Source organism: Flexithrix dorotheae DSM 6795, from assembly GCF_000379765.1.
Classification (GTDB): Bacteria; Bacteroidota; Bacteroidia; order Cytophagales; family Flammeovirgaceae; genus Flexithrix; species Flexithrix dorotheae.
Genome location: NZ_KB903487.1, coordinates 170,200 through 192,002, shown reverse-complemented (window position 1 = coordinate 192,002; position 21,803 = coordinate 170,200). Strand labels below are relative to the sequence as shown.

The window sequence follows — 21,803 nt, the reverse complement described above, 5'->3', positions numbered from 1 at the left end:
AGTTTAAAAAGAGTTGATATTATTCACTTAATTGGACAAAAATTACTAATAATTAGTTGGAAACCTGTTTTTAAGATTTGAAAAAATTCTCTAAACGAAATATGAATGTTTGTTAGTCGAAAAAATTTTATTTAAAAGTTAAGCTAAAGAGCTTAGTAAAATTTTAAACGATACTAACCAAATTTATTTAATAAAAATGAAATCTGAGCCTTCTTAAATATTTATTATCAAAAATTATCAAATTTTAATAGTTCCACTGAACACCCTTTCAGCGGGACCAATCAGATAAATATTCTTAAAAGCACCATTTTCTTCTTCAAATGCAACCTTAAGCTGGCCACCAAGGGTTTTGATACTTACAGGACTTTTCAAATTCTTTTCTTTTGAAATTAAAGCGGCAGCCGTTACACCAGTACCACAAGATAAAGTTTCGTTTTCCACTCCTCGCTCGAAAGTTCTCACAAAAAGACTATTATCATCTTTTATCTCCAGAAAATTGACGTTTGTGCCTTCTTCTCTGTAATCATGTCGTATTTTTTTGCCTTCTCCGAAAACGTCAAAATTTTCAATATTTTCTACAAACTTGATGTAATGTGGGGAACCCGTGTCCAAAAACCAATAATCATTTCCTTTTTCCACTGGGCTGACTTCACCCATTTTTAAGTGAATCCAGTCCCCATCCACTTTAGCTTCATGCAGGCCGTCTACCGCTAAAAAAGTGGTATTTTCCTCAAAAATTTTCAGATCATGGGCAAATCTCACAGCGCACCTGCCACCATTCCCACACATCGACCCTTCATAACCATCTGCATTAAAATAAATCATTTCAAAATCAGACTCTAAATGATTCCTCAACAAAATTAGTCCGTCTGCACCAACTCCAAATTTGCGGTCACACAGCTTCTCAATTAATTGGTGGTTACTTTGATTAAACTCTCCTCTCCTGTCATCTATCATCACAAAATCATTTCCTGTTCCCTGATATTTATAAAATTTTAGCTCCATGAATTTCTTTTTTTATAATTCTCATCTATCAACAAAATTAATCAAATCACAATTCTATTTCTGGAAATTTTAATAGTTTGAATAATATTTGCCGGATGCATTAAATGATTATGTTGATTAAATATAAAATTGAATAAAGTAGATTACGTTCCATAATTTTAAAAACCAGCCTAAAATTTAAGGACTAATTTGGAATTAATCACAGGGACTGTGAAAAGACCCTTTTCCAACTTGGAATGATAAATGCTTTTTTAGTAAAGTTGAAAGAATTTAATCCGCTTTTAAACGTCTTAATTTTTGCCCAAGACGATGTGTTTTTGAGATGCATTGCAGCGTTACACAACGAAAAAACAAAGAAGTATTGAGCAAAAAGAACAAGTGGAAAACGGATGTAAACTATTTTTATATTTTTTAAATTGATTTCTGCTATTATTTACAGATCCACTATGCGCATTCACAAGAATATTTTGAGGAAAACTTTGCCGGGAATAGCCTTAATTATTATTCTCTCATCTTGTGGTCCTAAAATGTGTCCTTTGCAACCCAGTGGAAAAGGACAAAGTGGCTGTATGGTTAGGATGCATCATTACCATGGTGGGGAATTATACCGTGGTTTGCCCTGGTACAGAAAACAAAACCTGAGATATGGGGAAAAAGTTGGTGGTAAAAAAGATGTGAGTAAAAGAAAAGTACCTAAAAACAAAAGGGGAAAAAAATTCAAGTTATTTGGTAAAAAACAACCAGGTAAAACCAAAAAGAAAAAAGGGAAAAAAGTAGTGGTTCCTGTTCAATAAAACCACCACGGGTTTAGCTTTCTGATTTTTTTGTATTAACATTAGCCCGGAAATCTAAACCCCTATCAAATGACTTCAGCACAAATTCAAGAAGCCAGTAATTTTCTAAAATCAAAGTGCGATTTAGTACCAGAAGTTGGTATTATTCTGGGAACAGGCCTTGGCGCACTTGTAAATGATATCGAAATCCAGGAAATCATTCCTTACGAAAAAATACCCCATTTCCCTGTTTCCACTGTAGAAACCCATTCCGGAAAACTCATTTTTGGAAAATTATCAGGTAAACCTGTGGTGGTTATGCAGGGCAGATTTCATTATTATGAGGGGTATAATATGAAAGAAGTTACCTTCCCTGTAAGGGTAATGAAATTATTGGGCATCAAGTATTTATTTGTTTCCAATGCTGCGGGAGGATTGGATCCTGAATATGAAACAAGCGATTTGATGGTGATTAATGATCATATCAATCTGCAATACGAAAACCCTCTCACCGGCCCTAACCTTGATGATTTTGGGGTGCGATTTCCTGATATGAGTGAACCTTATGATTTGGAATTAATTTCCCTGGCACATGAAATTTCAAATGCTCATCAAATTAATCTTAAAGAGGGTGTTTATGTCAGTGTACCCGGACCTAATCTGGAAACTAAGGCAGAGTATAAATACCTGAGAATAATAGGCGCTGATGCAGTAGGTATGTCCACCGTTCCGGAAGTAATTGTAGCCAGACAAATGGAAATTCCTGTATTTGCTGTTTCTGTTATTACAGACCTTTGCTCTCCTGGCAAAGTAAAAAAAATCACTATTCAGGAAGTGATTGCAGCAGCTGCAAAAGCAGAACCCAACCTTACTAAGCTTATTAAAGAATTAGTGGTAAAAGTGAATTAATTTCCCCAAAAACATTATTCCATTTCCTTCATGAAAATTTTTGAATTGCAAAACAGAGTATTTAGTGATTACATACCTCATCGGCCATCTGATGCTCTTTTTCTTTTTGGTCAAACAGCTGATAATCAAGACTCTGCTTTTTTGGGAGCCAAAAAAGTAATTTATGAAAAATTGGCTCAGAAGGTTTTACTTATCAATTGTGCACCTAAAAGTGGCTATCCAGGGTTTGAACTTTGGGAAAAAGGACTTATCCAAATGGGAATTCCTTCCAATAAAATTGAAGGAATATTACAGGATGATACACCTATACTGCATACCCTAATAGAAGCTCAGGCCGCCATCAGCCATTGTAAGGAAAAAGAATATAAAACTTTAATCGTAATGGCTTCTCCGTTTCAACAATTAAGAGCCTTTATGACTGCTGTTACAGTTGCCTTAAAAATTTATCCTTCTATTAAAATTTATAGTATATCCGGAGAACCTTTACGCTGGCAGGAAAAAGTGACACATTCCCAGGGCACCTTAACCGGTGACAGAAAGGACTTGATCTATGGTGAATTGGAAAGAATTGAAATCTACAATAAAAAAGGGGATTTAGGCTCTGTGGAAGAAGTATTAGATTACTTAAACCAAAGAGACTAAATCCCTGATTTTTTTAAGGAATCGGATTTTCTTTTATTTCCAAAAACCTTATTACATAAATGAGAAATCATGCAAGAAGCTTAAACTTTTGCCCCTTTTTCCATTAGATGAAAAAGAGGCAAAAAATTTCTGGCGTCTGACTTCTTGTTTCTTGAAAATTAGAAGCTCAATTGCTTTTCAGTAAAACTAAGCTTTCCCCATTATTTCCTAAGCGCAATACCTAATTCCTTCAATTGTTCATCATTAGTTGGAGAAGGAGAATCAATCATTACATCTCTTCCCGAAGTGTTTTTAGAGAAGGCAATGTAATCTCTGATGGAATCGGAACCTCCGAAAAGAGAACAAATTCTGTCAAAACCAAAAGCAATTCCACCATGTGGAGGTGCGCCAAACTCAAAGGCTTCCATTAAAAATCCAAATTGTGCCTGGGCCTCTTCTTTGGTAAATCCAAGTGCATCAAACATTCTTGATTGGATTTCCTTATCGTGAATTCTGATTGAACCACCGCCAATTTCCACCCCATTGATGACCATGTCATATGCATTGGCATTAACACTACCCGGATCAGTTTCAAGTTTGTCCAAATCTTCTGGAACAGGAGAAGTAAACGGATGGTGCATGGCATGGAATCTTTTGGTATCTTCATCCCATTCCAGCAATGGGAAGTTCACAACCCAAAGTGGCTTGAAAGTATTTTTATCTCTTAACCCAAGTCTTTCGCCCATTTCCAATCGCAACTCACTCATGGCTTTTCTGGTATGATTTAACTCCCCGGATAAGACCAGAATTAAATCCCCTGGTTTTGCATTACATTTTTCCGCCCAGGCTTTCAAGTCATCCTGGCTGTAGAATTTATCCACTGAAGATTTGAAGCTGCCATCAGGATTACATTTAACATAAACCATCCCTTTAGCACCAATCTGAGGTCTTTTCACCCAGTCAGTCAATTGGTCGATTTGCTTTCTGGTATATTCGGCACAACCTTCCGCACAGATTCCCAATACTATTTCCGCACTATCAAAAACATTAAAACCTTTGTTCTGGGCCACATCATTCAGGTCGGTCAATTTCATATCGAACCGAATATCAGGCTTATCATTTCCATAATATTTCATGGCATCCTGATAATCCATTCTAGGGAAATTATCCACTTCCACACCTTTCACTTCTTTTAAAAGATGCTTCATTAATCCTTCAAAAAGATTAAGAATATCCTCTCTGGTTACGAAAGCCAATTCACAATCTATTTGGGTAAACTCCGGTTGTCTGTCTGCCCTTAAATCTTCATCCCTGAAACATTTCACAATCTGATAATATCGGTCGAAGCCGGAAACCATCAACAATTGTTTGAAAGTTTGGGGTGACTGGGGTAAGGCATAAAACTCTCCGGGATTCATCCTTGAAGGCACTAAAAAATCTCTAGCTCCTTCAGGCGTAGATTTAATTAAAACAGGAGTTTCTACCTCGATAAAAGATTGGGCATCCAGGTAATTCCTTGTTTCTTTAGCGAGTCGGTGTCTTAATACCAGATTTTCCCTGATCGGATTTCTCCTCAAATCTAAATACCTGTATTTCATCCTTAAATCTTCTCCTCCATCGGTTTCATCCTCAATTTTAAAGGGAGGAACCTTAGCTCCGTTCAATACGGTAAGTGCTGCAATTTTGATTTCAATGTCTCCTGTGGCCAGTTTATCATTCTTGGAAAACCGCTCAGTCACTTCTCCTTCTACCTGAATCACATACTCCCGACCAAGGTTTTTCATACTTTCCAATACATCCGCACCGGTAACTCCTTCCTCACCTACTAATTGAGTAATTCCATATCGGTCTCTTAAATCTATCCAGACTAATCCTCCTTTATCTCTTACCCTTTGTACCCAGCCGGATAAGGTAACTTTTTGTCCAACATGTTCATTCCTTAGCTCTCCGCAAGTATGACTCCTAAGCATTTTAATATATTTTTAAATTGATTCTAATAACTTATACCAGATTTTCAACATTTGAATAAATGGATTGCAAAAATATTATTAAATAATTGAATATACTAAGCGGACGGAAATAATTCTACTTTTAAATACTTCAGCTTAAAACACTGATAATCAGCAATTAAATAATTTTATTTTCAAAAAAATCCCCAACCTTTTTCATTATAAAGGACATCCAAAAAATCTCTCACTTATTTCATCCCCCAGGCCCCTTCAATTGAAGAAGAAACTTTTCTCTCCCTTCCAGAGTGGATACAGGGAGGTTTTTCAAGACTCCTTTATCAATTTTCAAGAAATAATATTTTCGAATCAGGACTATTTTCGTCCATTAGTTTGAGATATTTCTAAAAAGTCGATAAACCATTTTTTTAAAACCGCTCTAAAGACTCCCAGAAGAATAACAGAATTTAAAAATATCCCGGAAATGTGCTATTCAAAGCCTGAAAAGTACCCAACTTTAATGATTACATAGGTGTTATCATTTTACGTAAAACTCTATAAAAATGAAAAATCGGGGATTCTTTATGGTGTGTGTGGTATTGTTAATGTTGGTCTTGATTGCCTAAATAAACACTTGGTCCCTTAATAAATATTGAAAGAATTAAAACTAGGGGAGATAGTTGATCTGACTAACCAGAATTAATTACCACTTATTAAAATTAAAATTGAGGAGAAATCCATTTGCCTGCTTTTGTCTGGAATGTTTAGTGAATTGTGTAAGTTAACGAAGGCAATGGATTTGGGTTTAGTAAAGCCGGAGGCTTGGCCATGCTGAGCTCCGGTTTTGTTTTTACACGATCTTAATATTTTCCTGAAATTCTCTAAAAGCATTTAGCATAGCCTCTGGAGCTTCAATTTGAGGATAATGTCCAATCCCTTCCAATTCCACTACATCTGGTCTGGGAATAACTTCCCTGTATCTTTTTACCATATTTTTCCCAGAAATGGGATCTTCAAGGCCATTCACAAACCGGATCGGAACTTTATTTTTTTGTAACGTTCCTACCCAGCGATCTCTGTATTCATTCCTTTCAGTCATATACCTTATTAACTTGTGCCCTATTTGGGTCCCTTTATTATAGGTGACCATGTTCCAAAAATGTTTTAATTCTTTTTCTGTAGGCTGGGAATTTTGCCCAAAAATATCTTTTAAATTCTCAGTGAGTTTTTTCTCATTAATAAATTTACTCACGTACCTCCCCATTGGGCCCATTAGGGCTTTTTGTATCATTTTGGGTTTGTGAGCTTCGGGGAATAACCCACCATTCAAAAAGCAAACTGATTTTATTGTCACACCATCTTCCCTAAATTGTACCCTGTCCTGATGTCTGGCCAATAATTCCTGGGTGACCGTATCTCCATAGTCGTGTGCCAGGATATGAATATTATTGAACTTTTTCTTTTCTAAAAGCAATTCTATTAAGTCGGCCTGGTCGAGAATAGAGTATTGATACTCCTGCGGTTTTTCAGAAAATCCAAAACCAATAAAATCCGGAGCAATCACATGGAAATCTTTCGAAAGTTCATTCCATACTTTATACCAATCCCAGGAAGAAGTCGGAAAACCATGGAGGCAAATCAGACACTCCCCTTTTCCAGCTTCCTGGTAGAAAATATCGTGGGCAAGGTAGTTGAAATGTTGTCCTTTGTCATGCCATGCCTGCGGGGTAAGTAAATCCATCTGTAGATTTGTAAGTAATTTGTAAATTAAATGTGATTTAATTTAACTATCCCTGCAGTGGAAAACAATCTGAATTTTGATATTCGGTAAAATTTTTTGATGTGTTGTTGTAGCCAAACTTTTTAAATATGAATCCAAATCCTGCAAAAGGAGGGAAAGCGAATAATATCCGGCCCAGGCCGAATCTTTCCTTCCGGGAACAAATTGGGGCTTTACAAAACCTCCCCAGGTTTTTCAGTTTAATTTGGGAAACAAGCCAGGCACTTACCCTGGGCATTATTTCCCTTAGAATCATAAAATCAATTATTCCCCTGTCTCAATTATATGTGGGAAAGCTTATAATTGATGAAGTCATTGGGTTATCAGAAGCAAAAAATCCGGACTTTGAAACCCTGTGGATTTGGGTGGGAATTGAATTCGGACTTGTCATTCTTTCCGAACTCTTAACCCGGGGAACAACTCTGATGGACAGCCTCATTGGAGATTTGTTTGCCAATAAAATTTCTATAAAGCTGATTGAACATGCGGCCTCACTGGACCTTTATCAGTTTGAAGATGCCAATTTTTATGATAAACTGGAAAGAGCCAGAAGACAAACTACAGCCCGGGTAGTTTTAATTTCTCAGGTTTTGGGACAGGTTCAGGATATGATCACAGTGGCATTTTTAGGCGTTGGACTGATCATTTATAATCCCTGGTTAATCTTTCTTTTGTTCCTAGCGGTAATTCCAGCTTTCGTAGGGGAAACTTATTTCAATCAGGAAAATTATTCCCTTTCCCGAAGCTGGACTCCCCAAAGAAGAGAACTGGATTACATCAGATACATCGGTGCCAGTGATGAAACTGCTAAGGAAATTAAAATTTTCAATCTTTCAGATTTCCTGGCCAACCGCTTTAAAGAAGTCTCGGATAAATATTATAATGCCAATAAAAAGCTAGCTATAAAAAGAGCATCCTGGGGAGGTTTTCTTTCCTCGATTAGCTCGGTTGCTTATTATGGAGCTTATATTTTTATCCTTATTCAGGCTGTAGAAGGCATTATTTCCATTGGTGATTTAACTTTTCTTGCAGGTTCATTTAACCGCATGCAAAGTTTACTTCAGGGCATTATGAGCAGATTTTCCAGCATTTCCCAAAGCGCGCTTTATCTTCAGGATTTGTTCGAGTTTTTTGAAATTAAACCTCATATTAAATCAGCTGCGCAAAACCTTCCTGTTCCCAATCCTATTCAAAAAGGATTTGTATTCGAAAATGTGGGTTATAAATATTATAACAGTGAAAAATGGTCCTTAAAAAATGTTTCATTTCATTTGAAACCCGGAGAAAAACTAGCGCTTGTTGGGGAAAATGGAGCAGGAAAAACGACTTTAGTGAAATTACTTTCCCGATTATATGAACCCACTGAAGGAAGAATTTTACTGGATGGAAAAGATTTGAAGTCATATAATTTAAGCGAGCTCAGGCAAAATATAGGTGTAATTTTTCAGGATTATGTAAAGTTTCAAATGACTGCAAAAGAAAACATAGCAGTGGGCCAGATTGATGAAAGAGAAGATCTCGGAAAAATTAAAGAAGCCGCTCATAAAAGTCTGGCCAGCAATGTAATTGGAAAGTTGCCAGAAGGACTCGATCAGGTTTTAGGAAAGCGATTTAACAATGGTACCGAACTTTCAGGAGGGGAATGGCAAAAAATTGCCCTGGCCAGAGGATATATGAGAAATGCCCAAATACTTATTCTGGATGAACCTACCTCCGCGCTGGACGCAAGAGCAGAAAACGAAGTATTTATAAGATTTTCTGAATTGATTGAAGGAAAATCAGCAGTATTAATTTCACATAGATTTTCCACTGTAAGGATGGCTGATCGTATTTTGTTTTTGGAAAACGGACAGGTAAAAGAATTGGGAAGTCATGAAGAACTCATAGCTCAAAATGGTAAATATGCGGAATTATTTCACCTCCAGGCACAGGGTTATTTATAGCCAATATCCCCATAAAAATAAAATAATTCCCTATTTCTCCTGAGCCAATCAGGTCTTGTATTAGTTGAAAAGGTAACAAAAGTCTTTTTTATACCACGACTTGTGTTATAGCTTTGCCCCATAAAATCATGTTTTATTTTTTTAATAACCTGACTACCTAAGAACTGATCTGATGATCTGTTACTGAATAGAGAAAATCAAAATTACCTATGAAAAGAATTTTACTTTTTATCTTTTTTTTGTCCTCAGGAATGAGTCCGGTCATCATTGCTCAGGAAAACCCCGGAGCTGTAAGTCACCAGTTGAATGATACCATTTCGCAATTTTTGGACGATGTGATCATCACCGGAAACAGAATGCAAATTCCATTTTCAGAATATTCCAGAAATATTACTGTGGTCACTAAAGAAGACATTGACAATTTACCAGTTCAAAGTCTTGCCCAGGTTTTAAATTATGTACCTTCTGTGGATGTAAGGCAGAGAGGTGCAATGGGAATTCAGGGTGATCTGAGTATAAGAGGGAGCAATTTCGATGAAACCTTGGTTTTGGTGAATGGAATTAAAATGAGTGATCCACAAACGGGTCATCATTTATTAAACTTCCCACTCAATATTAATAATATCCATAAAGTAGAAGTACTGAAAGGGCCCGGAGCCAGAATTTTTGGCCAGAATGCTTATGCCGGAGCAGTGAATATTATCACTAAAGTTCCTGAAAAGAGGTTTATTGAGGTCAATGGATTTAGCGGGATTGGGCAAAGTGATTCTCAGGAAAGTGATACTACTTTTTATGATTATGGAATAAATATTGGATTTTCAATGCCTGGGGAAACTTATGGCCAATATCTTTCGCTTTCTCATAATGCATCGAACGGCTACCGCTACAATACAGATTATGAAATGAATAATCTTTTTTATCAATCAAAATTGACAGGATTAGGTGGAAAGTTCAATTTTCAATTCGGATATACGGATAGAAAATTTGGAGCAAATGGATTTTATGCTGGAAATGATGAATATGAAGAAGTAAAAACCAGTTTGGTAAGTCTTGATTATGAGAAAGTGGCAGGTGATTTATTTATTAAACCAAGAATTTACTGGAGAGGAAACAAGGATAATTACCTATTTCACAGAGAAAATCCTCAATGGTTCAATAACGTTCACTTAACCAATGTTTTTGGAGGGGAGGTTAATTTAAGTTACGATTCCAAATGGGGAGTAACAGGCCTGGGAATAGAAACCAGGTATGAGTCAATTGACGGACTGGAAGAGGAGCAACACCCTGAAGCCCAAAATCAATTACTCAATGACGATAGCCGGTATAATCTTGGAGTATTCCTGGAACACAGATTTACCTTCCATAAATTCAATATGACACCCGGAATTTATGTCAATCAGCACAGCGATTTTGGATTTAAAGTATTTCCCGGGATTGATATGGGCTATCAGGTAAACCAGTTACTTAAAATTTATGGAAATGTAGGTAAGACTTATAGAGTACCCACCTTTTTTGACCTGTATTATGCTTCGGCTGCCACCCAAACTTTTGGCGATCCAAATCTGAAGCCCAGTGAGGCCTGGATGTATGAAGTTGGTTTAAAGGCATCTGAAAAAGGGATTTTGGGAGAAACTAATTTTTTCATTCAGAATGCAGAGAATACCATTGATTGGATAAATGATCCGGAAAATCCTGATGTAAAATGGCAGGCAGTTAACTTTTCGAATGTAAACAAATGGGGAATTGAGACTTCTTTTAGTGTAGATTTTCAGCAAAGAATTGGGCCAGAAGCCATTCTAAAGAAAATATCTGCAAGTTATGTGTATATCAATTCCGATTTGCAGGATAGCCAGTTCAAATCGAGATATGCCTTAAGTCATTTGAAACACCAGTTTATTTTTGGCATCCATCATAAAATTGCAAAAAACATTTACAATTCTTTAAAATTCAGGTATTTGTCCAGACCTCAATTTGATGATGACAGTATACTGGAAGGAAATACAAACCTGGATAACTACGAAGTTCTGGATATGAGAATATATTGGGAAAAAGCAAATAAGATGGTCTATCTGGAGGCTACCAATCTAACCGACTCTAAGTATGTGGAAGTTGGTGAAGTTTTGATGCCAGGAAGGTGGTTTAGAGCTGGAGTAAAATTCAGATTCGAATATTAAACAACTTTCAGGTTTTTTCAGGATTTTAATAAAATGGCAAGTTCCAAAGTCTCCCGGATGGCCATTTTATTTTCCTCCGATAACCGAATATCTTCATAACCTTCCTTTCCCCAAAGCCTTACATAAACGGGTTCATCAATCTTTCTGGAAATTTCCTTCGCAATCAATAAGTCCTTCTCCTCTTTTAATTCAATAGTCTCCCACACTTCCACCACTGGGGAATGATCAATTGGCACATCAATTTTTACCACCGAACTATCGTATAAATTTTCTCCTACCTTCACAAAAATTCTGTCGTGTAAAATCCTCTTTTTTCCATAATATTGACTTACCAGACTAAACTCCCCCTTCTCATTTATTTTTGCAGTTAAAGCAATTCTTTTTTGGTCGAATGTACTCCAGTATTTATGAACATACCAGGAACTATCTGAATAAGGGCTTTCCCGAATCGAAAAACTTGAAAGCAGTGTTTCAATTTTTTTCTGAGTTGCATCTGCTTGAAAAAGATCGCTTGAATTAAATTTTTCTGCCTTATTTCTAACCCTCCTCTCCTTTTCAAATTTGGCAATCAGTTTTTCCTCTTCTTTATGAAACAAATATCCAAATACAAAAATCGTGATCAGGAGCGCAGAGATTATATATTTTAATTTCATGGCTTAATTATTTTTGGCTAAAACTCTCAAATTTAATTACTTCTATATTTTTAAGTTTTTATTTTAGGGCTTGTTTAAAATTTGAGGTTTCACGTGAAAACACTCAGTTTCATTCACAGCTCTGTCTTTTTATTTTAGATCAATTGCATTAAATCCCTAACTACCGGAGATGGTTAATATATATCAGAATAAGGAAAAACTCAAATGGATAATTGTAGGTATCGCTTTTTTATTAGGGATATTTTCCATTATCTACACGCAGATTTTAGTCCAGCAACTGGCCGAAACAGAAAGAAAACAGATTGATCTTTTTGCCAAAGCATATGAATTTATCATCCTATCAGAAAATGATGAAGAGTTTAATTTTGTACTTACAGAAATAGTATTCGCAGAAAACTCCATTCCTATAATTTTAGCCGATTCCCTTGGGCCTTTTGACCACAGAAACATTATAATGCCAGAACTTTCTCCGGAAAAAGAAACAGAATTCTTAAAAAAAGAAATCCTGAAAATGGCAGAGGAATATCAGCCTATAGAAATAGATTTGAATGATGCCAAAAAGCAATATATCTATTATTCCAATTCCCCTGCTATTGGTCAGATTAAGTACTTCAACTATGTGCAGATTACTGTAATGTCTATTCTTTCCATTCTGGCTTATTTCGTATTTAGCTCGGCCAGAAGAGCTGAACAAAACCGGGTCTGGGTGGGTTTAGCTAAGGAAACAGCGCACCAGTTAGGCACGCCAATCTCCAGCCTAATGGCCTGGATTGAATTTTTCAAAACTGATCCTAATTTTGATCAATCCATCATCCCGGAAATGACCAAGGATATCAAGCGGCTGGAAATGATTACGTCAAGGTTCTCCAGTATTGGGTCAGAGCCATCCTTAAAGGATGAAAACTTATTAGAAGCAGTTGAAAATATTATTGGCTATTTACAGAAAAGAGTCTCAACCAAAGTAAAATTCATCATTACTCCAAAATTTGATCACGAATTATACGCCAAATTGAATGTTCCCCTTTTTGAGTGGATTATTGAAAATATCTGCAAAAATGCAGTAGATGCGATGGGAGGAGCAGGAAAAATTGAGATTTATCTGAAAAATTCCAAAGATGGAAGATTTGTTATACTGGATATTAACGATACTGGCAAGGGTATACCAAAATCAAAATTGAAAACGGTTTTTCAGCCTGGGTTTACTACCAAAAAAAGAGGATGGGGATTGGGATTAACTTTAGTAAAAAGAATTGTGGAGAACTATCACAATGGGAAAATTTTTGTATTAAAATCAGAAATTGATGTGGGTACTACTTTCAGAATTCTTATTCCCAAATAAATAGTAATTCAAAATTAATCCTGTATAATTTTGCCATAAAAGACTGATAGAGAGACTACTTTTTCTTTGAAATAATAGTACCTGGTGCTTAAATGCCCTAACAAAAAAGGGCTGACAAAAATTTACCAGCCCTTCTTATAGTTTTCGTAAAGGTTCTATTTCATTTGAATTTTAAATCTTTTACTGGTGAGTGTGAATACTGCTACTACAAAACAAATCCCGCAAAATAACGCGCTTCCAAATACTGATTTTTTAAAGTTCCCGGGATATCCGTCCAAATCTGCCTGAAGTGCAGCTTCCTGAGCATTTTCAGGATTATATTTTACTGTTACCACATCTCCTACCTGAACATCACTGTTTTCAAATCCTACAAAATAAGTTTTCTTGTTATCAGGAGTTTCAAATTCTAAATACGGGCAAACGCCAGATTCAGTCATTTTTAAGTCTTTCACTACTGCCTTAGCTTCAATCCCGTTGTTTTTAAGAGATTCTACCTTTGCATGATCCGAATAGTTTATTTTGAAAAACACCCAACCACCAACAAGATAGATTAAGGCAAGTACCAGTCGGATACTAAGATTAATTATCTTTTTCAAAGCTTTAGTCTGTTTAGTTTATTGAAGTTTGAGTCAGGAAATATATCCAGCTCTTTAGTTTTGACATGCTTTTACAATTACCGGGGCAAAATGAGTTTTATTCATGCTCATAATATTTAAAAACTTACATGTGTAATCAGCCCTGGAATTATCGATTAAATTACCTGTATCAAATTTTATATAGTTAAAAAGACCTTTTTCTGCTTATTTTGCCACTGGTTTAAGAGGCTTGAAGGTTGCCTAAAGGAGGAGGATTTTTCAACTTTTTCTTTTTATTAAATCTTTTTGGTTTTTTTCATGTTAGTAATAACATTACTTTGGAATCTCCGGAAGAAGGATAAATTAATTTTCCGGTAGAATTTTGATTTGATTTTGAAAATATGTCCTGGCAAAACTCAAAGGACTAACAACACAAAAAAAATATAGAGTGAAGGAGCTAGCTTATCTGAACAAATACTTTTTTAAATACAAATACAGATTTTTACTTGGTATTCTTTTTATTTCACTTGCCAACGTATTTGCAATTTTTCCAGCACAACTCGTAAGGCAGTCTTTCGATTTGGTAAGTGATACCCTGGGCCTATATCCATTATTTAAGGGAACTGAGCTACAGGAAAATTTTTACAGTCATTTTACTTACATCATTCTAATGTATGGAGGTTTGATTGTAATCATGGCATTTATCCGGGGCGGCTTTTTATTCCTAACCAGGCAAACAACAATTGTGATGTCCAGGCTTATTGAATATGACCTGAAAAATGAGATTTATGAACATTATCAATCTCTTCCAACAAGTTTTTATAAAAAGAATAATACAGGGGATTTAATGGCCAGAATCTCGGAAGATGTAAGTAAAGTAAGAATGTATTTGGGGCCGGGAGTCATGTACAGTACTAACCTGATTGTTACATTTGTTTTGGTAATTGGTTATATGCTTACTGTAAATGTAAAACTTACGCTGTATTCATTATTACCCCTGCCCTTGCTTTCCCTAAGTATTTATTATGTGCATAATTTGATTAACCGTAGATCTGAAGAAATTCAGAGAAGCTTGTCTGAAATGTCCACATTTGTGCAGGAAGCTTTTTCAGGTATTAGAGTAATTAAAGCCTATTCCAGAGAGAAAGAATCACTAGAAAAGTTTTCGAAGGAAAGCAGGGAATATAAGAAGAAATCTATGAGTCTGGCCCTGGTTAATTCCCTCTTCTTTCCATTGATGCTGGGATTGATTGGTATGAGCATTATTCTTACTGTTTATGTTGGGGGTTTGGAGGTTATCGATGGGTCGATTACTGCCGGAAATATTGCAGAATTTATCATTTATGTCAATTTACTTACCTGGCCAGTGACCGCTCTTGGATGGGTAACCAGTATAATTCAGCGAGCTGCAGCCTCTCAGGAAAGGTTGAATGAATTCCTGAATCAAAAGAATGATATTAAATCGCTAAAGAATTATGATGAACCGATAAAAGGAAAAATTAAGTTCGATAATGTAACTTTCGATTATCCGGATTCCGGTATCAGGGCTTTAGAAAACATTTCTTTTGAGATTTCTCAGGGGGAATCTCTGGCTATTTTAGGCACTACAGGTTCTGGAAAAAGTACCATAGCTAACCTGATTTGCCGGCTTTATGATACTTCCCAGGGAGAAATATTAATAGATGACCAAAATATTAAGGATTTCAGAATTTCCAGATTGAGGAAGCATATTGGGTATGTGCCTCAGGATGTTTTCCTTTTCTCGGATTCCATTAGAAATAATATCGCCTTTGGAAAGAAGGAAATCATTGAGGAAGAAATCATTCAGGCAACCAAAGATGCCGATTTAATGGAAAATATTGAGCAGTTTCCTAAAGGTTTCGACACTTTGGTGGGAGAAAGGGGAATTACCCTTTCAGGTGGGCAAAAACAAAGGGTTTCCATTGCCAGAGCTATTATTAAAAAGCCGGAAATTTTAATTCTTGATGATTGTCTCTCTGCTGTAGATACCAAAACTGAAAATGCAATTTTAAATAGCCTGAAAGGAATTATGGAAGATCGGACTTCCATTATTATTTCCCACAGAATTTCCTCCGCAAAACTAGCGGATAAGATCATTGTACTTGATGGCGCTAAAATAACGGAGGGAGGAACTCATGAGGAATTGATGGCATTGAAAGGCATGTATTTCGAGCTTTACGAAAAACAACTAAAAGGTGAAGAAGAAGTCGAGTTTTAGGAAATATCTGGCTTTAATCTTTACAAAAAAACAGGCACTATCTATCAGAAAGTGCCTGAATCCAAACATTACTTATTATGATCGTATTTTCATAGGTTCTATTAATTTTTTATTATAAAAGTAACCCTCCGGATTAAAAAAATCTTCAAGTTATTTCAGAACTTTGCCTTATCACTATTCCAGGGATGATATTTAAGATATTGGAATTATTTAATTACCTTTCAAAAAGGTACAGCATAAAAACTCATCAATGAAACTGATAAAGGTAGGCGGAGCCGTATTAAATCAAATCCCTTTAGATTGGGACCATAATAAAAACAACATTGTAAATTCAATAAAGGAGGCTAAAAACCAGGGAGTTTCAGTCCTTTGTCTGCCTGAATTATGTATTACAGGCTATGGCTGTGAAGATGCATTTTATTCTCCTGGAATATTACAAACCGCCAAAGAAATGTTACTGGAAATTCTTCCCCATACCAAGGGAATTGCCACCTCCATTGGTTTACCTGTATTATTTCAGAATAGGATTTTCAATGCTGCTGGACTTCTTGTTGATGGAAAAATTCTTGGTTTTGTAGGCAAACAACACTTACCGGGGGATGGCATCCATTACGAGCCCAGATGGTTTACTCCCTGGCAGGAAAATACAAAAGGAGAAATAAAAATTGGAAAAGAAACCTACCCCATTGGCGATATAGTTTTTCAACTGGATGATATAAAAGTAGGGTTTGAAATTTGCGAAGATGCCTGGGTTTCCAGTCGGCCTGGATCAAGGCTACATAAATTGGGTGTAGATTTAGTGCTCAACCCAAGCGCAAGCCATTTTGCTTTTGATAAACTTGAAGTCCGAAAAAGATTCGTGCTGGAAGGTTCACGAACTTTTGGCTGTAGTTATATTTATGCCAATTTATCTGGCAATGAGGCAGGCAGAGCCATTTACGATGGGGGAACCCTTATCGCCAGTTCCGGAGTGTTGCAGGCTGTTGGAGAAAGGTTAACTTTTGACGATTATAAGCTAACCACTGCAGTGATTGATGTAGATAACAACCGACTAAACCAGGCCCAGAGTAGCACTCACTATAAATTTGCCGACCTGACCGGAATTTGTTTTAAGATTCCATTCGAGTTCCCCACCATTCTTCCTGAGCCTTATAAAAATAAGGATAAGCAATGGGAAAAAAGCCCTTTTATTAAAGAAGAAGAATTCGCCCGCTCTGTTTCCCTTGGCCTTTTTGATTATATGAGAAAAAGCCGGTCAAGAGGATTTGTAATTTCTCTAAGTGGGGGTGCCGATTCTTCGGCTATTGCTTCACTTTGCTATCTGATGATCAAATTTGGAGTGGAAAGTCTGGGGCTTGAGAAGTTTAAGGCAAAACTGGCCTATTTTAAGGAGCTTTCAGATTGTAATTCAGTGGAAGAATTGGCCAAAAAGATAATTACCACGGCCTACCAGCCTACTGAAAACAGTGGAGAAGTCACCCGTAATGCAGCTTCAAAACTGGCAGAGGCTATCAATTCGGACCATTACGAATTCAATGTAAATGAAATTTTCCAAAATTATAAACAAATTATCTCCAACGGACTAGGCCGGGAATTAACCTGGGCAACTGATGATATTGCCTTACAAAATATTCAGGCAAGGGTGCGTGCCCCAAGTGTATGGATGATGGCCAATATCAAAGGTGCATTATTAGTTTCCACAAGTAACAGATCGGAAGCTGCTGTGGGTTATGCCACAATGGATGGAGATACCAGTGGAGGTTTAAGTCCAATTGCCGGAATCGATAAAGCATTCCTACGAGAATGGTTAAAATGGTTTGAAAAAGAAGGAATAGATGGAAATATGAAACTTCCGGCCCTTAAAGCAGTTAATGAGCAGCAACCTACTGCCGAACTCAGGCCTCAGGACTCTCACCAGACTGATGAAGATGATTTAATGCCTTACGAAGTGCTGGATGCTATCGAAGAAGCCGCTATAAGGGATAAAAAAGTACCGGTGGAATGCTATAATCTGTTGAAAACAGTTTTCCCTGATTATTCCAGGGAACAATTAAAAAAATGGACCATAAAATTTTTCCAGCTGTGGTGCAGAAATCAGTGGAAACGGGAACGATATGCTCCCTCTTTTCATTTAGATGATAAGAATCTCGATCCAAAAACCTGGTGCAGATTTCCGATTTTATCAGGGGGCTTTACAAGGGAATTAAAGACACTGGAAAAATATGATAATTAGGTTGTGGGAAACTATAATTCCGGGATTTTTCGTATTAAAAAAAAAGGGATCACCATTCTCCAATTTACTTGGTAGTCCCTTTTAGCATTTTCAAGAATTTTAATTTTACGTAAATTTAGGAAGGAATATGATGTCCTGGATAACCCTTAACTTACAAAAACCATTTCCCTTTTTCTTCAATAATTTTTCCAATAATCTAAAACTGGTTATTAGTCTCAGCCTGTTTGCGATCCTTTTTTTATGGATATTTCAGCCCAATAATTACCTGGAAAATCGATTAATCGGACTTCAAATAATCAGTTTCGGAATCATTACCCTTATAGCCCTTTCCTTTAATTTACTTTATTTACCAAAGTATTTTCCCAATTTAATCCAGGTGGAAAACTGGACTTTTCTCCACCATATCGTAATGACTTTGTGGAATTTCTTCGTGATCTCTTTTTTAATTTTTCTTTACAAAGTTTATTTATTTGAGGATTGTGAACCTACCTTAAGTTATTTCCTGCAATCTCAATTGAAAGTATTTTCTGTGGGCATAATGCCGATGCTAATTGTAACCTATCAAATCCAGAACAAACAATTAAGAAGCATTGTGATCGACCCTCCCAAAGTTTCAGAGCCGAATGAAAAGGAAATCATTATCAACACAGAAACCCAGGAAACCTTAAGGATTTCCCCAAAAGAATTATTATTTGCAGAAGCTCAGGGACATTACGCTAACTTAGTCTGGCAGGAAAATGAAAGTATTAAGGAGAGATTATTGAGAATTACACTAAAGGATCTATTGAACCAGATTAGTCAGGATTTTATTACCAGATGTCACCGGTCTTTCATCATAAATTTAAATCAGGTAGGTGAGGTAAAAAACAATGCCGGCAACCTAAAATTAATTGTGCATTTATCTAGTGGAGAAACCAGAGAAATTCCGGTCTCCCGTGCCATTAAAAAAGATATTTTGGAAAGGGTAAAAACCGGATGAGGGACAGAATTAGTTTATTTTGACCTGATGGCAATTACCGGATCAAGTCTGGAAGCAGAAATTGCCGGAATTATTCCCGAAATTATACCAATACAAAGCGAAATAGCCATTCCGATAAAGATATTGTCTAAACTCAATACGATTTCAAAAGTGTCCGTTGAAAAAATCGAGATGAAATTCACCAAAATAATTCCCGAAACCCCACCCATAAAACTCAAAAAGATGGCTTCAAATAAAAACTGAAGCAAAATAAAATAGTTTTTTGCCCCAAGGGATTTTTGAATACCAATCAGATTGGTCCGCTCCTTTACTGAAACAAACATAATGTTGGCAATACCAAACCCACCAACTAATAGTGAAAATAAACTGATAATGGAGCCTGCAAAAGTCAGAACACCAATAATATTATCAAAAAAATCGGCAATTGCCTCAGGCCTGTTCATCGCAAAATCATCCTCCTCAATTGGCCTCAATCCTCTTATGGGACGCATTAATCCTCTTATTTCATTCTCCAGCTCAATCAATCCTTTATCTTCTGTATAACCTTTTATGGTAATGGATGGGCTTATTCCTCTACTTCTGGAGGCATAAAGTTTGGTGAGTGTTTTAAAAGTAATAAAACAAATTTCATCGTTACTGGGTGCATCAAGCAAGTTCTCTCCTTGCTTTTCCAACACCCCGATTATCATAAATTTCAACCCTTTTATTTTTACTTCTTTTCCCAAAGGTTCCAAATCTCCGAAAAGATCGTTGGCAATGGTGTGACCTATTACAGCTACATTTTTGCCGCTTTCATTTTCCTGAACTGAGAAGAAACGGCCTTTTTCTACAGTGAAGTCTGATACTCTGGAATAAGATTCAGTAGTACCAAATAAATCCACATCGCCAATGCTGCTATTTTTATATTTTAAGGTTGTGCCTCCTTTCACATCCATAATAGAAACAGCTTTTGCCCAGGTAAGATTTTCAGCCAGATGCTCATATTCTTCATAGTCCGGATAAGGTCTGTTCATGTATTTCCACCAGGGATAATTAGGGCCAAAACTCCAGGGCCATTTTTCCACATAAATCACATCATTTCCAAATATGGTAAGGCTGTTTTTTATACTTTTATCCAATGTATCGACTACAGTTAGAATGGCAATAATTGCAAAAATTCCTACTGTTACTCCTAGAAGTGATAAGGTAGTTCTAAGCAGATTTTCCCTTAAGGCGTTATATGCGAAGCGAAAACTTTCCTTGAATAATCTTAAAAAAAGAATCATTATTAAATGATTGGGAATTATTAAATAGTTACAGTAGTAAATATAAAGCTAAAATTAACATAATAAGTAACAAATTGTTATCTTTGCCCCCTATTTTGGATGAGCGGTAGCTTCATTCAATAAACCCTCCAAAAGGGAAATTTTGGTTTCTAGAATTCACAATACTCCAATATGAAATTATCAGCATTTAAGTTTGACTTACCCACTGAATTAATAGCTAAATATCCAGCTGAAAACAGGGATGAATCAAGACTTTTAGTTGTAGACAGAGCAACCGGTAAATTTGAACACAAAGTATTCAAAGACATTATTAATTATTTCGATGAGGATGATGTTTTTGTAGTTAATGACACCATGGTATTTCCGGCCAGGCTTTATGGTAAAAAAGAAAAAACCGGTGCTAAAATCGAAGTTTTCCTACTCAGAGAACTTAATGAGGAATCACATCTCTGGGATGTATTGGTAGATCCTGCAAGAAAAATCAGGGTAGGTAATAAACTATATTTTGGTGATGGCGAATTAGTAGCTGAGGTGATTGATAATACCACTTCGAGAGGAAGAACAATCAGGTTTCTATACGAAGGCAAAGATGAGGAATTTTATAGAATAATTGATGAACTGGGTGAAACTCCTTTGCCAAAAGATATTGGAAGAGCTACAGAGCCAGAAGATCGGGAAAGATTCCAGACTATTTTTGCTGAGAAAAAAGGAGCCGTAGCCGTTCCTTCTGCAGGGTTGCATTTCACTCCTCAGGTTACCAAAAGATTAGAAATTAAGGGAATCAAAAGAACCCCAATTACCCTGCACGTAGGTCTGGGAACATTTAGAGAAGTAGATGTGGAAGACTTAACCAAACACAAAATGGATTCTGAGAACTTTGAAGTTCCTCAACCAACTGTGGATATGGTTAACAATGCCATTAGGGAGAAGAAAAAAGTTTGTGCGGTAGGTACAACCACCATGAGAGCTTTGGAAGCATCTGTTTCCGCTTCAAATTTGTTGAAAGAGAATTCAGGCTGGACAGATAAATTTATTTTTCCTCCTTACGATTTTAAAATTTGCAGTGGTTTAATCACCAACTTCCACAAGCCCATGTCTACCTTATTAATGATGACAGCTGCCTTTGGGGGTTATGATTTAATTATGGAAGCCTATCAGGAAGCGATTAAGGAAAAATATAAATTCCTTAGTTATGGTGATGCCATGTTGGTCATCTAATCATTAAAGATTTAGATTTTATCAATAAATATAAAGGCCGAAGTACTTCGGCCTTTTTTTATGCCCTTTTCCTTCTTCTCCTCATTTTTTCCAGCTGAAAAGGACTTGGAAAATATTTTTTATTCTAATTGTACAAATTACTAAATTTTCA

The 21,803-nt window shown here is 36.3% G+C and carries 16 protein-coding genes; 10 read left to right on the top strand and 6 right to left on the bottom strand.

Translation table 11 applies throughout. The annotated features are described in order from the left end of the window. Positions 1-237: 237 nt before the first annotated feature. Positions 238-1,005: a diaminopimelate epimerase gene (gene dapF, locus A3EM_RS0134410; RefSeq protein ID WP_020532806.1), complete on the bottom strand. Its 768-nt coding sequence runs from the start codon at positions 1,003-1,005 to the stop codon at positions 238-240. 416 nt (positions 1,006-1,421) lie between these two features. Here dapF and A3EM_RS0134405 point away from each other — a divergent pair, with 416 nt between their 5' ends. The 3 genes from A3EM_RS0134405 (at position 1,422) to A3EM_RS0134395 (ending at position 3,329) form a co-directional block, all read left to right on the top strand. Next, complete coding sequence (locus A3EM_RS0134405) at positions 1,422-1,799, top strand: hypothetical protein (RefSeq protein WP_211212034.1); 378 nt, start codon at positions 1,422-1,424, stop codon at positions 1,797-1,799. A gap of 69 nt (positions 1,800-1,868) precedes the next feature. Continuing rightward, positions 1,869-2,687, top strand: a complete 819-nt coding sequence (locus A3EM_RS0134400) for a purine-nucleoside phosphorylase (protein WP_020532804.1) — start codon at positions 1,869-1,871, stop codon at positions 2,685-2,687. A 30-nt stretch (positions 2,688-2,717) separates the two neighbouring features. After that, complete coding sequence (locus A3EM_RS0134395; protein ID WP_020532803.1) at positions 2,718-3,329, top strand: hypothetical protein; 612 nt, start codon at positions 2,718-2,720, stop codon at positions 3,327-3,329. A gap of 200 nt (positions 3,330-3,529) precedes the next feature. Here the strand turns inward: A3EM_RS0134395 and aspS are convergent, their stop codons facing one another. Further along, positions 3,530-5,278, bottom strand: a complete 1,749-nt coding sequence (aspS, locus tag A3EM_RS0134390) for an aspartate--tRNA ligase (protein ID WP_020532802.1) — start codon at positions 5,276-5,278, stop codon at positions 3,530-3,532. Positions 5,279-6,104: 826 nt separating this feature from the next. Continuing rightward, positions 6,105-6,995 (bottom strand): alpha/beta fold hydrolase, encoded by an 891-nt coding sequence (locus A3EM_RS0134385; RefSeq protein ID WP_020532801.1) that lies wholly within the window; start codon positions 6,993-6,995, stop codon positions 6,105-6,107. A gap of 128 nt (positions 6,996-7,123) precedes the next feature. On the opposite strand from A3EM_RS0134385, the gene A3EM_RS0134380 reads away from it, so the two are divergent. Together A3EM_RS0134380 and A3EM_RS0134375 are read left to right on the top strand one after the other, a co-directional pair. Continuing rightward, positions 7,124-8,977: an ABC transporter ATP-binding protein gene (locus A3EM_RS0134380; protein WP_020532800.1), complete on the top strand. Its 1,854-nt coding sequence runs from the start codon at positions 7,124-7,126 to the stop codon at positions 8,975-8,977. A 209-nt stretch (positions 8,978-9,186) separates the two neighbouring features. Beyond that, a complete protein-coding gene (locus tag A3EM_RS0134375; RefSeq protein ID WP_026210758.1) occupies positions 9,187-11,151 on the top strand; it encodes a TonB-dependent receptor in 1,965 nt (654 codons plus the stop codon). A gap of 17 nt (positions 11,152-11,168) precedes the next feature. Here the strand turns inward: A3EM_RS0134375 and A3EM_RS0134370 are convergent, their stop codons facing one another. Next, a complete protein-coding gene (locus A3EM_RS0134370) occupies positions 11,169-11,804 on the bottom strand; it encodes a hypothetical protein (protein ID WP_020532798.1) in 636 nt (211 codons plus the stop codon). 169 nt (positions 11,805-11,973) lie between these two features. On the opposite strand from A3EM_RS0134370, the gene A3EM_RS0134365 reads away from it, so the two are divergent. Beyond that, positions 11,974-13,143, top strand: a complete 1,170-nt coding sequence (locus A3EM_RS0134365; protein WP_020532797.1) for a sensor histidine kinase — start codon at positions 11,974-11,976, stop codon at positions 13,141-13,143. A 155-nt stretch (positions 13,144-13,298) separates the two neighbouring features. On the opposite strand, the gene A3EM_RS0134360 is transcribed toward A3EM_RS0134365, so the two are convergent. Next, complete coding sequence (locus A3EM_RS0134360; RefSeq protein ID WP_020532796.1) at positions 13,299-13,739, bottom strand: DUF3592 domain-containing protein; 441 nt, start codon at positions 13,737-13,739, stop codon at positions 13,299-13,301. Between the two features lie 427 nt (positions 13,740-14,166). Here A3EM_RS0134360 and A3EM_RS0134350 point away from each other — a divergent pair, with 427 nt between their 5' ends. The 3 genes from A3EM_RS0134350 (at position 14,167) to A3EM_RS0134340 (ending at position 19,169) form a co-directional block, all read left to right on the top strand. Next, positions 14,167-15,957 carry an ABC transporter ATP-binding protein gene (locus A3EM_RS0134350; protein WP_026210757.1) on the top strand — a complete coding sequence of 597 codons (1,791 nt, stop codon included), beginning with the start codon at positions 14,167-14,169 and terminating at the stop codon, positions 15,955-15,957. Between the two features lie 250 nt (positions 15,958-16,207). Further along, the gene (gene nadE, locus A3EM_RS0134345; RefSeq protein ID WP_020532793.1) at positions 16,208-18,190 is read left to right on the top strand and encodes an NAD(+) synthase; all 1,983 of its coding nucleotides are present in this window, start codon (positions 16,208-16,210) and stop codon (positions 18,188-18,190) included. A 127-nt stretch (positions 18,191-18,317) separates the two neighbouring features. Next, positions 18,318-19,169, top strand: a complete 852-nt coding sequence (locus tag A3EM_RS0134340; RefSeq protein ID WP_083925358.1) for a LytR/AlgR family response regulator transcription factor — start codon at positions 18,318-18,320, stop codon at positions 19,167-19,169. 14 nt (positions 19,170-19,183) lie between these two features. Here A3EM_RS0134340 and A3EM_RS0134335 read toward each other — a convergent pair whose 3' ends face one another. Beyond that, positions 19,184-20,434 (bottom strand): ABC transporter permease, encoded by a 1,251-nt coding sequence (locus A3EM_RS0134335; protein WP_020532791.1) that lies wholly within the window; start codon positions 20,432-20,434, stop codon positions 19,184-19,186. Positions 20,435-20,605: 171 nt separating this feature from the next. Between A3EM_RS0134335 and queA the strand changes: the two genes are divergently transcribed. Continuing rightward, a complete protein-coding gene (gene queA / locus A3EM_RS0134330) occupies positions 20,606-21,652 on the top strand; it encodes a tRNA preQ1(34) S-adenosylmethionine ribosyltransferase-isomerase QueA (protein ID WP_020532790.1) in 1,047 nt (348 codons plus the stop codon). Positions 21,653-21,803: the final 151 nt, after the last annotated feature.

Excerpts from the sequence above, each read along its gene's own strand:
- dapF (WP_020532806.1), bottom strand. The coding sequence starts at position 1,005 with ATGGAGCTAAAATTTTATAAATATCAGGGAACAGGAAATGATTTTGTG.
- A3EM_RS0134370 (WP_020532798.1), bottom strand. The coding sequence starts at position 11,804 with ATGAAATTAAAATATATAATCTCTGCGCTCCTGATCACGATTTTTGTA.
- queA (WP_020532790.1), top strand. The coding sequence starts at position 20,606 with ATGAAATTATCAGCATTTAAGTTTGACTTACCCACTGAATTAATAGCT.
- aspS (WP_020532802.1), bottom strand. The coding sequence starts at position 5,278 with ATGCTTAGGAGTCATACTTGCGGAGAGCTAAGGAATGAACATGTTGGA.
- A3EM_RS0134340 (WP_083925358.1), top strand. The coding sequence starts at position 18,318 with ATGATGTCCTGGATAACCCTTAACTTACAAAAACCATTTCCCTTTTTC.
- A3EM_RS0134385 (WP_020532801.1), bottom strand. The coding sequence starts at position 6,995 with ATGGATTTACTTACCCCGCAGGCATGGCATGACAAAGGACAACATTTC.
- A3EM_RS0134335 (WP_020532791.1), bottom strand. The coding sequence starts at position 20,434 with ATGATTCTTTTTTTAAGATTATTCAAGGAAAGTTTTCGCTTCGCATAT.
- A3EM_RS0134365 (WP_020532797.1), top strand. The coding sequence starts at position 11,974 with ATGGTTAATATATATCAGAATAAGGAAAAACTCAAATGGATAATTGTA.
- A3EM_RS0134400 (WP_020532804.1), top strand. The coding sequence starts at position 1,869 with ATGACTTCAGCACAAATTCAAGAAGCCAGTAATTTTCTAAAATCAAAG.
- A3EM_RS0134395 (WP_020532803.1), top strand. The coding sequence starts at position 2,718 with ATGAAAATTTTTGAATTGCAAAACAGAGTATTTAGTGATTACATACCT.
- A3EM_RS0134380 (WP_020532800.1), top strand. The coding sequence starts at position 7,124 with ATGAATCCAAATCCTGCAAAAGGAGGGAAAGCGAATAATATCCGGCCC.
- A3EM_RS0134375 (WP_026210758.1), top strand. The coding sequence starts at position 9,187 with ATGAAAAGAATTTTACTTTTTATCTTTTTTTTGTCCTCAGGAATGAGT.
- nadE (WP_020532793.1), top strand. The coding sequence starts at position 16,208 with ATGAAACTGATAAAGGTAGGCGGAGCCGTATTAAATCAAATCCCTTTA.